The sequence below is a fragment of the Flavobacterium coralii genome (assembly GCF_019891545.1).
Taxonomy (GTDB): domain Bacteria; phylum Bacteroidota; class Bacteroidia; order Flavobacteriales; family Flavobacteriaceae; genus Flavobacterium; species Flavobacterium coralii.
Window position 1 is genome coordinate 196,613 of sequence record NZ_JAHDIU010000003.1, and the last position, 13,859, is coordinate 210,471.

The following is a 13,859-nucleotide window of genomic DNA, read 5'->3' on the forward strand; positions in this document are numbered from 1 at the left end:
CATGAAGCCCCTGCGTTTTTTCTTCCGGTTTACAAATCAGCAGCAAAAAGGTGTGCTGGCACTGTTTATTCTTGTAATACTATTGCAGGCAGGTTATTTTATCATAAATAATTTTACCAACAAAACTACTGTTACCAGTAAGGAAGAGCAGGAATGGCTTGCATTACAGCCGGAGATAGACGCCCTTAAAGCGGCACAGGCAAAAAAGCAGTTTACCATATATCCTTTTAACCCTAATTTTATTTCTGATTATAAAGGCTACACACTTGGCATGTCAGTACAGGAGATTGACAGGTTGCACAAGTTCCGCGAAGGGAATAAATACGTAAACAGCGCGGCAGAATTTCAGCAGGTAACGCAGGTATCAGACAGTCTGCTTGCAGCAATATCGCCCTATTTTAAATTTCCGGACTGGGTTATAAAAAAGCAGGCGCAGCAGCAAGGCAACCAAAGCTTTGCAAACTCATATTCTAATAAGCCTTTTGCTAAAGAAGAAAAGAAAGTAGTGCAGCTTGATATAAACGAAGCTGTGGAAGAAGATTTGGTAAAAGTTTATGGCATCGGCCCTGCTTATGCAAAAACAATACTCCGCAAAAGGGCTAAGCTTGGTGCATTTGTAAGCATGGAGCAAATGAACGAATTTGAACAATTTTCTCCTGAAGCGGTTACAGGGCTAAAAAAAGCTTTTTACGTGGGCACTAACCCAACAGTTACAAAATTAAATGTCAACACGGCATCGTTAAGCCAGCTTACGTACTTTTCTTACTTTAACAGGGATATAGCCAAAGCCATAATAACCCGCCGCAGCATGCAGGGCAGGTTAAACAATGTTGAGGATTTAATAAAAATTAATCAATTTCCTGTTGATAAAGTAAAAATAATTGCCTTATATTTGGAATTCTAAAAAAACAATCAAAAAATGAATTTCGAATACAGCGAAACCCAATCCATGATTGCACAGTCAATCAGGGATTTTGCAGAACTGAACATTCGCCCTTATGTGCGCGAGTGGGACGAGAGCCAGCATTTTCCGGTAGATCTTTTCAAAAAACTCGGTGAAATGGGTTATATGGGTGTGCTTGTGCCTGAAGAATATGGCGGGGCAGGCCTCGGCTATCACGAATATATAACCGTTATTGAGGAAATTTCGAAGGTTGACCCTTCTATAGGTTTGTCGGTTGCGGCTCACAACTCTCTCTGCACCAACCATATACTTACCTTTGGTGACGAGGAGCAAAAGAAAAAATGGATACCTAAACTTGCCACTGCCGAGCATATTGGCGCATGGGGCCTAACAGAGCACAATACGGGTTCTGATGCCGGTGGTATGAATACTACAGCCGTAAAGGATGGCGACCACTGGATTGTTAATGGCGCCAAGAACTTTATTACACATGCCAAATCGGGCGATGTTACCGTGGTAATTGTACGTACAGGCGAAAAAGGCGATTCTCGCGGAATGACAGCTTTTGTGTTTGAAAAAGGCATGGAGGGCTTTACAAGCGGTAAAAAAGAAGATAAACTGGGTATGCGCGCCAGCGAAACTGCCGAGCTTATTTTTGATAACTGCCGTATCCCGGACTCAAACAGGCTTGGGGAGGTAGGCGATGGCTTTATACAGGCCATGAAGATACTTGACGGCGGCAGGATCTCTATTGGTGCACTGTCTCTTGGTATTGCCAAAGGCGCTTATGAAGCCTCTTTAAAATACAGTAAAGAGCGTTACCAGTTTGGCCAGCCGATAAGCAACTTTCAGGGCATAGCATTTAAACTTGCCGATATGGCTACAGAGATAGAAGCTTCTGAACTTTTACTTCATAAGGCAGCTTCACTTAAAAACAATAACAAAAAAGTAACCGTAGCCGGTGCGATGGGCAAGATGTATTCTTCAGAGGTATGTGTAAAAGTATCTACAGAAGCAATACAGATACACGGGGGCTATGGCTACACCAAAGATTATCCTGTAGAGAAATTCTTCAGGGATTCTAAACTTTGTACTATAGGCGAGGGTACTACCGAAATACAGAAACTGGTAATTTCGAGAAACCTGCTTAAAGAATAATAGTTATTATATAACTACAAAAAAAGAGCGGCTTGTTTAACAAGTCGCTCTTTTTTGTTAAACTGCAAGGGTTAGCTACAACGATGTAGTGTTAAAAATGTTATAAATTTGTTAAGAAAACGATTTCGTATTTATACATTCTGCTGATAATCAAACTATTTAATTATGAAATGTATATTTACGATTTTAGCGTCAGCCCTCATTCTCTGGGGCTGCAGTAAAGACTCGCAGGAGCTTTACGATGAAGGGCAGGCAACAACTGTTGCCGAAACACAAAATAACAATGATGCCGCCCGTTCGGCAGGCTCAAAGGTTATGATGCAGGCTTTTTACTGGGACTGTCCCGGTGGAGGTACCTGGTGGAACACCGTTTCATCTAAAGTGCCTTCGTGGGCATCTGCGGGTATAGATGCCATTTGGCTGCCGCCTGCCACAAAAGCATCCAGCGGGGGTTTTAGCATGGGGTATGACCCTTTTGATTATTTCGATTTTGGTAACTTTAACCAGATGGGGAATACCGAAACCCGTTTTGGCTCTAAAACAGAACTCCAGAACCTTATTACCACGGCACATAACAGCGACTTGTATGTGCTGGCAGATATAGTGGTTAATCATTGCAGCGGAGGGGCCTCTCAGGCTAATCCGTTTACCGGCGGCAATACATATACGAGCTTTACTCCGGCTTCCGGTATGTTTGCCCGTTCGTATTATGATTTCCATCCTAATGATGTGCATAGTAACGATTCAGGCTCATTTGGTGGCTATCCTGATCTTTGTCATGATAAGAGCTATGTGCAGGGCTGGCTGTACAATAACAGTAACTCTATTGCCAAATACTACAAAAACGTTATGGGGTTTGATGGCTGGCGTTTTGACTATGTTAAAGGTTTTGAGCCTTGGGTGGTAAAGAACTTTAAAAATGCCGTTGGTGGCTTTACAGTAGGGGAGTACTGGGATGGTAACGCTGCCACACTCGACTGGTGGACAGGGCAGGCAGAAGCCAGCGCTTTCGACTTTGCCTGCTATTACCGCATGCGCGATGCTTTTATGGGTAACGACCTTACGCAGCTAAATGGCGATATGTTGCTAAAGCGAAATGCATACCGCGCTGTAACCTTTGTGGCTAACCACGATACTGATGAGATAATTAACAACAAACTATTAGCGTATGCTTACATTCTTACCCACGAAGGTTACCCGTGTATTTTTTACCGGGATTATGAAGAGTGGCTGGACAAGAACAAGCTGAATAACCTGATATGGATACACAATAACAGGGCTTCGGGCTCTACTACTTATCTTCATGCCGATAATGACGAATATGTAGCAAGGCGTAACGGGGGCCAGGGCATTATTATTTACATCAATAACAGCAACTCGTGGCAGGAGCGCTGGGTAGATACCAACTGGTCTAACACTAAAATTAAAGATTATACGGGCCACTCCGGCTGGGAACCAACCACTCAAAGCGATACCTGGGTAAAAATACAGGCACCGCCGCATGGCTACACCGTCTGGTCTGTAAAATAATCAGATAAGTGTTTGCAGGATAAATATATTTTATATCTTTGCAGCCTTAAAGAAAGGAGGTGTTACAGCATGTTGATTATACCAATTAAAGACGGAGAAAACATTGACAGGGCGCTTAAGCGTTACAAAAGAAAGTTTGACAAGACCGGAGTGGTGCGTCAGCTAAGAAGCCGTCAGCAGTTTACTAAGCCATCTGTTGAAAGAAGGGCCGAAATACAAAAAGCAGCTTATATCCAGGGATTAAGGGACGCTGAAGAAAACTAGTCCGTAATTTCAGGATTACTATACTAACCGTTAGCAGTAAAATACTAATTTTGCTGTTAACGGTTTTTTTTATGGCAGATTCTAAACAGGCTTTTGCGGATTACTTACTCAAGGAGAAAAATTACTCCCTGCTAACCCTGCGTGCCTACACCGATGATGTTGCTGCTTTTGAATCATTTCTTACACAGGATGATGAAGCTGCCGCTCTGGAAGAAGTTAATTACAGCCAGATTCGCTCCTGGATTGTACACCTTGTAGAAAGCGGTATCTCTAACACCTCTGTTAACCGTAAGGTTGCTTCATTAAAAGCTTTCTATAAATTTTTGCTTCGCTCCCGGCAAATTGAGGCTAACCCGCTTCAGAAACACAAGTCGTTAAAAACAGAAAAAAAGGTGCAGGTGCCATTTTCTGAAAAAGAACTTAACGATGTAGTAGAGAAAATAGATTACCCTGATGATTTTGAAGGCTTGCGCAACCGCCTAGTCGTGGAATTATTCTATACCACCGGCATTCGCCGTGCAGAGCTGATTAACTTAAAGTTAACAGGCTTTGATGCGGCAGCCAAAACGCTTAAAGTATTAGGCAAGCGCAATAAAGAGCGCGTGCTTCCGCTGTTAGGTTGCACTGTAGATATTATAAATCAATATCTTACAAAAAGAAAAGAGCTTTCGGTTATAGCAAACCCCGAGTTGTTAATTTTGAATAACAGGGGAAATAAATTAACAGAATCTTTTGTTTATAGGTTAATTAATTGTTACTTTAGTGTTGTCTCTGGTAAGGTTAAAAAGAGTCCGCATGTGCTCAGGCACACATTTGCAACGCACCTTCTTAACAACGGGGCCGATTTAAATTCTGTAAAAGAGCTATTAGGCCATTCCAGCCTTGCGTCTACCCAGGTGTACACCCACAGTAGTTTGTCAGAACTTAAAAAGGTGTATGGGGCGGCGCACCCCCGCAGCAGGGAGTAGCAATGTTTAACCATAAAATACATTTAGATTATGAAAGTAAATGTTCATGCGGTAAATTTTACTGTAGACAGAAAGCTGGTAGGTTTTACCCAAACAAGGCTTGATAAGCTTGAAAAGTTTTATGACAGGGTGGTAAACTCTGATGTGTTCTTTAAGGTAGATAACACCAGCGGTAAAGAGAATAAAATTGCCGAAATAAAAATTAATGTGCCCGGCGATGAGTTTATGGTAAAAAAACAATGCAAAACCTTTGAGGAGGCTGTAGAGCTTGCAGCCGAATCCATGGAGCGTTTACTGGTAAAGAGAAAACAAAAGATAAGGGCTTTCTCATAACCACAAAAAATTTTTAAGAAAATGTTTTGATTAAAAAATAAAATCTATACATTTGCAGTCCGTTAGAAATAGCGGACTTTTTTTATATTCAAGTTGCCGGTGTAGCTCAGCTGGCTAGAGCAGCTGATTTGTAATCAGCAGGTCGTGGGTTCGAGTCCCTCCATCGGCTCAAAGTTATTTGAAAGCAACTGAATGAATTAAGGCCGGGGAGATACTCAAGCGGCCAACGAGGGCAGACTGTAAATCTGCTGACTATGTCTTCGCAGGTTCGAATCCTGCTCTCCCCACAAAACAATGCCGGTGTAGCTCAGGGGTAGAGTGCTTCCTTGGTAAGGAAGAGGTCACGGGTTCAAATCCCGTCATTGGCTCAAGTTTGGTAAATTTGAACACTAATTATATAACTAAGATTAAATTATTAAATCATGGCAAAGGAAACTTTTGATCGTTCCAAACCCCACTTGAATATTGGTACTATTGGACACGTTGACCACGGAAAGACTACTTTGACTGCTGCTATTACTAAAGTATTAGCTGATGCAGGTCTTTCTGAGGCTAAATCATTTGACCAAATTGATAACGCTCCTGAAGAAAAAGAAAGGGGTATTACAATTAATACATCTCACGTAGAGTATGCTACTGCTAACCGTCACTACGCTCACGTTGACTGTCCTGGTCACGCTGACTACGTTAAGAACATGGTTACAGGTGCTGCCCAGATGGACGGCGCTATCCTTGTGGTTGCTGCTACAGACGGACCAATGCCACAAACTCGTGAGCACATACTTCTTGGTCGCCAGGTAGGTGTGCCTAGGATTGTTGTTTTCATGAACAAAGTGGACATGGTTGACGACCCTGAGCTTCTTGAGCTTGTTGAAATGGAAATCCGTGACCTTCTTTCATTCTATCAGTATGATGGTGATAACGGTCCTGTTATCCAGGGTTCTGCTCTTGGTGCACTTAACGGTGAGCCAAAATGGGTTGATACTGTAATGCAGCTTATGAACGCTGTTGACGAGTGGATTGAAGAGCCGGTTCGTGACAGGGAGAAGCCATTCCTTATGCCGGTTGAAGACGTATTCACCATTACTGGTCGTGGTACTGTTGCAACAGGTCGTATCGAAACTGGTATCGCTAACACAGGTGATCCTGTAGAGATCATCGGTATGGGTGCTGATAAACTTACATCTACAATTACAGGTGTTGAGATGTTCCGTAAAATCCTTGACAGGGGTGAGGCTGGTGATAACGTAGGTCTTCTTCTTCGTGGTATAGATAAAGCTGATATCCGTCGTGGTATGGTTATCTGTAAGCCGGGTTCTGTTAAGCCACACGCTAAGTTTAAAGCTGAGGTTTATATCCTTAAGAAAGAAGAAGGTGGACGTCACACTCCATTCCACAACAACTACCGTCCTCAGTTCTACGTTCGTACAACTGACGTAACAGGAACAATTTCTCTTCCTGCAGGTGTTGAGATGGTTATGCCTGGTGATAACCTTACTATAGAGGTTAACCTTCTTAGCCCAATTGCACTAAGCGTAGGTCTTCGTTTCGCTATCCGCGAAGGTGGCCGTACAGTAGGTGCTGGTCAGGTTACAGAAATCCTAGACTAATTATAAGTAATTATATATAGAGCCGGCCGGTGCTTAGCTCCGGCCGGTTTTTAATCAAACGGGTGTAGTTCAAGGGTAGAATAGCGGTCTCCAAAACCGTTGATGGGGGTTCGAATCCCTCCACCCGTGCAAAAATGTATTTACAATGAAGGTTACTAACTATATATCGGAAGCATTCAACGAATTAAAAACGAATGTAACCTGGCCTGAATGGTCGGAAGTGCAGCGCCTAACTATAATAGTGGCTGTTTTTTCGATCATATTTGCATTGCTGACATTTGGTGTAGATCGTGGCTTTGAAGTTATTGTAGAGAAACTATATACCTTCTTAAACAGTTAATTTTATTTGGGATGACTGATAACAATGTCAAAAAGTGGTATGTTGTAAGGGCGGTAAGCGGTCAGGAAAATAAAGTTAAAAACTACATTGAGACCGAGATAAACAGGGTCGGTATGTCAGACTATATTTCCCAGGTGCTTGTGCCAACTGAAAAGGTGGTACAGGTTCGCGACGGAAAAAAGATAAGCAAAGACAGGGTTTACTTTCCGGGCTATGTAATGATAGAGGCTAACCTAACAGGTGAAGTTCCGCACATTATAAAATCTATAACAGGGGTTATCGGCTTTTTAGGCGAAACCAAAGGTGGCGACGCTGTGCCTTTAAGGGAGAGCGAAGTTAACCGTATGCTTGGTAAAGTGGATGAGCTTTCTGTTAAGACCGACAATGTATCTATACCGTTTACAACAGGTGAAACCGTAAAAGTTATTGATGGGCCGTTTAACGGCTTTAACGGTACTGTAGAAAAAGTAAACGAAGAAAAGCGTAAGCTGGAAGTTATGGTGAAAATTTTTGGAAGGAAAACACCATTAGAACTTAGCTTTATGCAGGTAGAAAAAGTATAATTTTTTTGTTACATATATAAACTCACATCATTCGCTTCCAATTGAAGATGTGCTAAATCTTTTAAAAGAAATGGCTAAAGAAATTAGTAAAGTAGTTAAATTACAAGTTAAGGGAGGCGCCGCGAATCCTTCGCCGCCGGTTGGACCTGCTTTGGGAGCTGCTGGGGTTAACATTATGGAGTTCTGTAAGCAATTTAATGCAAGGACCCAAGATAAGCCCGGTAAAGTATTGCCAGTGCAAATCACTGTTTACAAAGACAAATCTTTTGATTTTGTTGTTAAAACTCCGCCAGCTGCAGTACAGCTAATGGAGGCTGCCAAACTTAAGTCAGGTTCAGGAGAACCAAACCGTAAAAAAGTAGCAAGCGTTACCTGGGATCAGATCAGGGCTATTGCTGAAGACAAAATGGCCGACCTAAATGCTTTCACAATAGAGAAAGCTATGAGTATGGTTGCCGGTACAGCGAGGTCTATGGGTATAACAGTATCAGGAACTGCTCCTTTTTAATCGAAAAAAGACAAAGAAGAAATGGCAAAATTGACAAAAAAACAGAAAGAGGCTGCTTCAAAAATTGAGAAGAACAAACTATACTCTCTAAAAGATGCTTCTGCATTGATTAAAGAGGTTGCTTCTGCAAAATTTGATGAGTCTGTAGACATCGCTGTTCGCCTTGGTGTAGACCCGAGAAAAGCGAACCAGATGGTAAGGGGCGTTGTAACGCTTCCTCACGGAACAGGTAAAGATGTAAGGGTTCTTGCTCTTGTAACTCCGGATAAAGAAGCTGAAGCTAAAGCTGCAGGTGCTGACTTTGTTGGCCTTGATGAGTACCTTCAGAAAATTAAAGACGGCTGGACAGATGTTGATGTTATCATCACTATGCCTGCTGTAATGGGTAAGCTTGGTCCTCTTGGTAGGATTCTTGGTCCTCGCGGCCTTATGCCAAACCCTAAAACAGGTACTGTAACCATGGAAGTGGGTAAAGCTGTTGGCGAAGTTAAAGCCGGTAAAATAGACTTTAAGGTTGATAAAACCGGTATAGTACACGCAGGTATCGGAAAAGTATCTTTTGATGCTGATAAAATATCTGATAACGCTCACGAGATAATCCAAACTTTAATCAAACTTAAACCAACTGCTGCTAAAGGTACATATATTAAGAGTATCCATATCTCTAGTACCATGAGCCCGGCTATTGCTTTAGATCCTAAAGCGGTATAATTGGTAGTTAAAAATATTTATTATGACCAGAGAAGAAAAATCAAGAGTTATTGAAGATTTAACTGCACAGTTGGCCGATACAAACGTTGTTTACGTTGCAGATATTTCGGGGCTTGATGCAGAGACTACTTCTAACTTAAGGAGAGCTTGCTTTAAAGCAGGTATAAAGCTTGAAGTGGTAAAGAACACCCTGCTTGAAAAAGCAATGGCTACCTCTGAGAATAACTATGGCGACCTGCCTTCTATTCTTAAAGGAAACACTTCTATAATGATTGCAGAGAACGGTAACGCTCCTGCAAAAGTAATTAAAGAATTCCGTAAAAAGTCTGATAAGCCACTTTTAAAAGGTGCTTACATTCACGAAGCGGTATTTATTGGCGACAACCAGCTTGATGCTCTTGTTAGCCTTAAATCTAAAGAAGAAGTTATCGGCGAAATTGTTGGTATCCTTCAGTCTCCTGCTAAAAACGTTATCTCTGCCCTTAAATCGGGTGGCGGCATAATAGCAGGCTTAGTAAAAACATTATCCGAGAGAGAAGGATAATAAACGGCGAGTACGCACTTAATAAATTATATATTACAAACTTTTTTAAATCGATAGAAAAATGGCAGATTTGAAACAATTCGCAGAGCAACTTGTTAACCTAACTGTAAAAGAAGTTAACGAACTAGCTACAATATTAAAAGATGAGTATGGCATTGAGCCTGCAGCTGCTGCTGTAGCTGTAGCAGGTCCTGCTGCTGGTGGTGGTGAAGGTGCTGCTGCTGAAGAGCAAACAGAATTTACTGTAGTTCTTAAAGATGCAGGTGCTTCTAAACTTGCAGTAGTTAAAGCTGTTAAAGAACTAACAGGTCTTGGACTTAAAGAAGCTAAAGACCTAGTTGACGGTGCTCCTGCAAACGTAAAAGAAGGTGTTTCTAAAGATGAGGCTGAAGGTCTTAAAAAATCTCTAGAAGAAGCCGGAGCTGTAGTTGAGCTTAAATAAGCCATCTTAGGTTAAAAATTCCAGGTTTAGGCCTTGAGAAACGTCTCAAAGGCCTAAACCATTTTTCGTATAATAACCTGTTATACGTTCTCTATATATTACTTTAATCAAAATTTTGTCCATTGATGATAACAAATCAGACTGAAAGATTAAATTTTGCCTCTACAAAAAACATCCCTGATTATCCGGATTTCCTGGACATACAGGTAAAGTCCTTTAAGGATTTTTTCCAGCTGGAAACCAAATCGGATGAAAGAGGCAACGAAGGTCTTTACCTAACCTTCATGGAAAACTTTCCGATTACTGATACAAGAAATCAGTTTGTACTGGAGTTCCTTGATTATTTTGTTGATCCGCCACGTTATACAATTGAGGAGTGTATAGACAGGGGACTTACTTACAGCGTGCCGCTTAAAGCTAGGCTTAAGCTGTATTGTACCGACCCCGAGCATGAAGATTTTGAGACAATTGTACAGGATGTATACCTGGGGACTATCCCATACATGACTCCAAGCGGTACTTTTGTTATCAACGGTGCAGAACGTGTTGTTGTATCGCAGCTACACAGGTCGCCCGGTGTATTCTTTGGCCAGTCGTTCCACGCTAACGGAACAAAACTTTACTCTGCAAGGGTAATACCTTTTAAAGGTTCTTGGATTGAATTTGCTACAGATATAAACAATGTGATGTATGCGTATATCGACAGGAAGAAAAAACTACCTGTTACCACATTGTTCAGGGCTATCGGTTTTGAAAGGGATAAAGACATCCTTGAAATCTTTGATCTTGCAGAAGAGATAAAGGTTTCTAAAACAGGTCTTAAAAAGTATATCGGCAGGAGGCTTGCTGCTCGTGTGCTAAACACATGGCATGAAGACTTTGTTGACGAGGATACAGGTGAAGTTGTTTCTATAGAGCGTAACGAAATTATATTAGACAGGGATACTATAATCGACAAGGACAATGTTGAGGAAATTATCGACTCTAATGTAAAAACGATACTGCTTCATAAAGAGGATAACAACCAGGCAGATTACGCCATTATCCATAACACTTTACAAAAAGACCCTACAAACTCAGAAAAAGAAGCCGTAGAGCATATTTATCGTCAGCTGCGTAATGCAGAACCGCCTGATGAGGAAACTGCCCGCGGTATTATAGATAAATTGTTCTTCTCAGACCAGCGCTACAACCTTGGTGAAGTAGGCCGTTACAGGATGAACAAAAAACTTGGTCTTGATATCCCTATGGAAAAGCAGGTGCTTACCAAAGAGGATATTATTACCATTGTAAAATATTTGATAGAGCTTATAAACTCTAAAGCTGAGATTGATGATATCGACCACCTTTCTAACCGTAGGGTAAGAACAGTGGGCGAGCAGCTTTCAGCTCAGTTTGGCGTGGGCCTTGCCCGTATGGCAAGAACCATCCGTGAGCGTATGAACGTAAGGGATAACGAGGTATTTACCCCGATAGACCTTATCAATGCTAAAACGCTTTCATCTGTAATAAACTCGTTCTTTGGTACCAACCAGCTTTCGCAGTTTATGGACCAGACTAACCCTCTTGCAGAGATTACCCACAAAAGGAGGCTTTCTGCTTTAGGTCCGGGTGGTCTTTCAAGGGAGAGGGCAGGTTTCGAGGTTCGAGACGTTCACTATACACATTACGGACGCCTTTGCCCGATTGAAACGCCGGAAGGTCCTAACATCGGTCTTATCTCTTCTCTTGGTGTATATGCTAAGGTAAACGGTATGGGCTTTATCGAAACGCCATACCGTAAGGTAGAAAATGGTAAAGTAGATTTACAGTCAGAACCTATTTACCTGAGTGCCGAAGAAGAAGAAGGCAAGATGATAGCGCAGGCTAACATTGAAATGAGCGATAGTGGTGAAATTACTGCCGAAAGGGTAATTGCCCGTGAGGAAGGCGACTTCCCGGTAGTGGAGCCGACAGTAGTACATTATACTGACGTTGCTCCTAACCAGATTGCATCTATCTCTGCATCACTTATTCCTTTCCTTGAGCACGATGACGCGAACCGTGCATTGATGGGAAGTAACATGATGCGCCAGGCAGTACCGCTTTTACGCCCTGAGGCGCCAATTGTGGGAACAGGCCTGGAAAGACAGGTAGCTTCAGATTCAAGGGTGCTTATAAATGCCGAAGGGCATGGCGTTGTTGAATATGTTGATGCCAACAAGATTACGATTAAATATGACAGGACCGACCGTGAGCGCAGTGTAAGCTTTGACACGGACGAGAAAACATACCAGCTTATCAAGTTCAGGAAAACCAACCAGAGCACAAGTATTAACCTTAAGCCAATTGTAAGGAGAGGCGACAGGGTAGTGCCGGGCCAGGTTCTTTGCGAAGGCTATGCTACGCAAAACGGTGAGCTTGCTCTGGGCCGTAACCTTCAGGTGGCGTTCATGCCTTGGAAAGGTTACAACTTTGAGGATGCTATCGTGATCTCTGAAAAAGTAGTTCGTGATGATATCTTTACTTCTATCCACGTTGATGATTACTCGCTTGAAGTGAGGGATACCAAACTTGGTAATGAAGAACTTACCAATGACATACCAAACGTATCTGAAGAGGCTACAAAAGACCTTGACGAAAATGGTATGATCAGGATTGGTGCCGAGGTTAAGCCTGGTGATATCCTTATTGGTAAGATTACACCGAAAGGTGAAAGCGACCCTACACCGGAAGAAAAACTTCTTCGAGCAATATTCGGAGATAAGGCCGGAGACGTTAAAGATGCTTCATTAAAAGCTTCTCCGTCATTACACGGTGTGGTACTTGATAAAAAACTTTTTGCACGCGCCGTGAAAGACAAGCGCAAGCGCACAAAAGATAAAGACGATTTAACCAAGCTTGAAATGGAGTTTGAAGTTAAGTTCAATGAGCTTAAAGACAAACTTATTGATAAGCTGTTTGATATTGTTAACGGTAAAACATCTCAGGGTGTAATGAATGATCTGGGTGAGGAAGTACTGCCAAAAGGCAAGAAGTTTACCCAGAAAATGCTTTATGCTGTTGAAGATTTTGCTCACCTTACCAAAGGGCAGTGGACAACGGACGATGAAACCAATGCAATGGTTAACGATCTTATCCACAACTATAAAATTAAGCTTAACGACCTTCAGGGTGCACTGAGGAGGGAGAAATTCACAATTACTGTGGGAGACGAACTACCAAGCGGTATCCTTAAACTGGCAAAGGTTTACATTGCTAAGAAACGTAAGCTTAAGGTGGGTGACAAGATGGCGGGACGCCACGGTAACAAAGGTATTGTTGCCAAAATAGTTCGTGCAGAGGATATGCCTTTCCTTGAAGACGGAACACCTGTTGACATTGTTCTTAACCCGCTGGGTGTACCATCGCGTATGAACATTGGCCAGATATATGAAACTGTATTAGGGTGGGCAGGTCTTAAGTTAGGCAAGAAATTTGCAACACCTATTTTTGACGGTGCATCTCTTGAGCAGATAAACGCACTTACCGATGAGGCAGGAATACCGCGCTTTGGCCATACTTATCTTTATGATGGTGGTACAGGAGAGCGTTTCCACCAGCCGGCAACCGTAGGTGTTATCTATATGCTTAAACTTGGCCACATGGTAGATGATAAAATGCACGCGCGTTCTATCGGTCCGTACTCACTTATCACGCAACAGCCTCTTGGAGGTAAGGCACAGTTTGGTGGCCAGCGTTTTGGTGAGATGGAGGTGTGGGCACTTGAAGCGTATGGCGCATCAAGCACGCTTAGGGAAATACTTACCGTTAAATCGGATGACGTTATCGGAAGGGCTAAAACTTACGAGAGTATCGTTAAGGGAGAAACCATGCCGGAACCTGGCCTGCCTGAATCTTTCAACGTGTTAATGCACGAACTGAAAGGTCTTGGCCTCGACATCAGGTTAGAAGAATAAATTTACACGGGAGTGGTGCCATGCGCCACTCCCTATATACTGTTTT

The 13,859-nt window shown here is 42.3% G+C and carries 14 protein-coding genes and 4 tRNA genes; all 18 read left to right on the forward strand.

Annotated elements, in window-relative coordinates; all coding sequences use genetic code 11:
- Position 1: 1 nt before the first annotated feature.
- The 18 genes from KJK34_RS06050 to rpoB all read left to right on the forward strand — a co-directional run bounded on the left by KJK34_RS06050 (position 2) and on the right by rpoB (position 13,813).
- Positions 2 to 904: a helix-hairpin-helix domain-containing protein gene (locus KJK34_RS06050; RefSeq protein ID WP_223052963.1), complete on the forward strand. Its 903-nt coding sequence runs from the start codon at positions 2 to 4 to the stop codon at positions 902 to 904.
- Between the two features lie 15 nt (positions 905 to 919).
- Positions 920 to 2,062, forward strand: a complete 1,143-nt coding sequence (locus KJK34_RS06055; protein WP_223052964.1) for an acyl-CoA dehydrogenase family protein — start codon at positions 920 to 922, stop codon at positions 2,060 to 2,062.
- Positions 2,063 to 2,227: 165 nt separating this feature from the next.
- Positions 2,228 to 3,592: an alpha-amylase gene (locus KJK34_RS06060; RefSeq protein WP_223052965.1), complete on the forward strand. Its 1,365-nt coding sequence runs from the start codon at positions 2,228 to 2,230 to the stop codon at positions 3,590 to 3,592.
- Positions 3,593 to 3,661: 69 nt separating this feature from the next.
- Complete coding sequence (gene rpsU / locus KJK34_RS06065) at positions 3,662 to 3,856, forward strand: 30S ribosomal protein S21 (RefSeq protein ID WP_223052966.1); 195 nt, start codon at positions 3,662 to 3,664, stop codon at positions 3,854 to 3,856.
- Positions 3,857 to 3,927: 71 nt separating this feature from the next.
- Positions 3,928 to 4,824, forward strand: a complete 897-nt coding sequence (locus KJK34_RS06070; protein ID WP_223052967.1) for a tyrosine-type recombinase/integrase — start codon at positions 3,928 to 3,930, stop codon at positions 4,822 to 4,824.
- Positions 4,825 to 4,854: 30 nt separating this feature from the next.
- Positions 4,855 to 5,157, forward strand: a complete 303-nt coding sequence (gene hpf / locus KJK34_RS06075; protein ID WP_223052968.1) for a ribosome hibernation-promoting factor, HPF/YfiA family — start codon at positions 4,855 to 4,857, stop codon at positions 5,155 to 5,157.
- Between the two features lie 95 nt (positions 5,158 to 5,252).
- Positions 5,253 to 5,326, forward strand: a tRNA-Thr gene (locus KJK34_RS06080).
- Between the two features lie 36 nt (positions 5,327 to 5,362).
- Positions 5,363 to 5,444, forward strand: a tRNA-Tyr gene (locus KJK34_RS06085).
- Positions 5,445 to 5,453: 9 nt separating this feature from the next.
- Positions 5,454 to 5,525, forward strand: a tRNA-Thr gene (locus KJK34_RS06090).
- A 54-nt stretch (positions 5,526 to 5,579) separates the two neighbouring features.
- Entirely contained in the window at positions 5,580 to 6,767 is a 1,188-nt protein-coding gene (gene tuf / locus KJK34_RS06095; protein WP_223052969.1) for an elongation factor Tu, read from the forward strand.
- Positions 6,768 to 6,825: 58 nt separating this feature from the next.
- A tRNA-Trp gene (locus KJK34_RS06100) sits at positions 6,826 to 6,896 on the forward strand.
- Between the two features lie 16 nt (positions 6,897 to 6,912).
- Complete coding sequence (secE, locus tag KJK34_RS06105) at positions 6,913 to 7,107, forward strand: preprotein translocase subunit SecE (RefSeq protein ID WP_223052970.1); 195 nt, start codon at positions 6,913 to 6,915, stop codon at positions 7,105 to 7,107.
- 11 nt (positions 7,108 to 7,118) lie between these two features.
- On the forward strand, positions 7,119 to 7,670 hold the full coding sequence (gene nusG / locus KJK34_RS06110) for a transcription termination/antitermination protein NusG (protein WP_223052971.1): 552 nt from the start codon (positions 7,119 to 7,121) through the stop codon (positions 7,668 to 7,670).
- A 70-nt stretch (positions 7,671 to 7,740) separates the two neighbouring features.
- Positions 7,741 to 8,178, forward strand: a complete 438-nt coding sequence (gene rplK, locus KJK34_RS06115; RefSeq protein WP_223052972.1) for a 50S ribosomal protein L11 — start codon at positions 7,741 to 7,743, stop codon at positions 8,176 to 8,178.
- A gap of 21 nt (positions 8,179 to 8,199) precedes the next feature.
- Entirely contained in the window at positions 8,200 to 8,889 is a 690-nt protein-coding gene (rplA, locus tag KJK34_RS06120) for a 50S ribosomal protein L1 (protein WP_223052973.1), read from the forward strand.
- Positions 8,890 to 8,911: 22 nt separating this feature from the next.
- Complete coding sequence (rplJ, locus tag KJK34_RS06125; RefSeq protein ID WP_223052974.1) at positions 8,912 to 9,433, forward strand: 50S ribosomal protein L10; 522 nt, start codon at positions 8,912 to 8,914, stop codon at positions 9,431 to 9,433.
- Positions 9,434 to 9,494: 61 nt separating this feature from the next.
- Positions 9,495 to 9,875: a 50S ribosomal protein L7/L12 gene (gene rplL, locus KJK34_RS06130; RefSeq protein WP_223052975.1), complete on the forward strand. Its 381-nt coding sequence runs from the start codon at positions 9,495 to 9,497 to the stop codon at positions 9,873 to 9,875.
- 125 nt (positions 9,876 to 10,000) lie between these two features.
- Positions 10,001 to 13,813, forward strand: coding sequence for a DNA-directed RNA polymerase subunit beta (gene rpoB, locus KJK34_RS06135; RefSeq protein WP_223052976.1), 3,813 nt, complete (start codon positions 10,001 to 10,003; stop codon positions 13,811 to 13,813).
- Positions 13,814 to 13,859 lie beyond the last annotated feature (46 nt).